Source organism: Oleiphilus sp. HI0123 (assembly GCF_001635315.1).
The window spans coordinates 1-947 of the sequence record NZ_LWGE01001465.1 but is presented as its reverse complement, the minus strand read 5'-3'; the positions used below and the strand labels follow the sequence as shown (position 1 = coordinate 947).

1 protein-coding gene is annotated in these 947 nt (G+C 46.8%); it reads right to left on the bottom strand.

The features are described from left to right. Nucleotides 1–33: 33 nt before the first annotated feature. A partial coding sequence (locus A3761_RS19210; protein WP_068750701.1) for an FAD-dependent monooxygenase occupies nt 34–947 on the bottom strand: 914 nt, incomplete at its 5' end.

Genomic DNA, 947 nt, shown 5'->3' with positions numbered 1-947 from the left:
TTTCTGTCATTGTTTTTTCCTCGTTTGCTTCCTTTAGGCTTGAGCAAGTTTAGGCAAGTTACCTATTGCGCCCACCGCATACTGCATCACTTTATTTTTCGCAGGCCCGGAATTATTTGCTAGACCCAGGCCTATATTTCTTACCACCCTTAGCGGCAGCAACTCATTACTAAAGCCATGATAGAACATATCCATAATGCTCATCATTTTCTGGTTCTCTGGTCGTCTACTTTTTTGATAACGCTGCAGGACTTCAAGGCTAGCAATATCTTCGCCCGCTAAGTGTGCTTGCCCCAGAATTTCGATTAGCATCGCAGCATCCATAAAGCCCAGATTAACGCCCTGCCCGGCTAAAGGATTGATAGTATGTGCTGCATCCCCCGCCAATGCCACACCCTGGCGGACATAGTTAATGGCATGGGACTTAAATAAAGGGAAGCTAGCGTGCTCTACAATGCGTGTAATGGTAGGAAGCTCTGAAGGATAAGCAGCTTTGATCGTCGCTAACAGCTCCTCGTTACCCATCTGCGATAATTTGCCGACACTTTCAGGCAAGTCGTACCAGACGAGTGAGCCAAAGTGTTCCTTACCACTATCGGCCAAGGGCAAAAATGCCAAGGGTCCATGAGAGGTGAATGACTGCCAGGTAATATCTTCCTGACTGCCTTCATACGCAGCAGTGCAGACAAAAGCATGCTGCGCATATTTGTCTTTATATTGACCGAGGCTGGCTTGTTCTCGCACACGTGACTGTGCGCCATCGGCACCAATCACTACGCGCCCGCTAATGTCTCCTGCTTTTGATAGTGTCAGGGTTTTCAGCTCACCATCCAATTCCATCTCTTCAATTTTGTCTGGACAATAGACGCTAACATTTTCCAGGCCGTTCATTGCTTCATGCAAAGCGAGATGAACAATATCATTCTCAATAATATTGCCAAGATGAC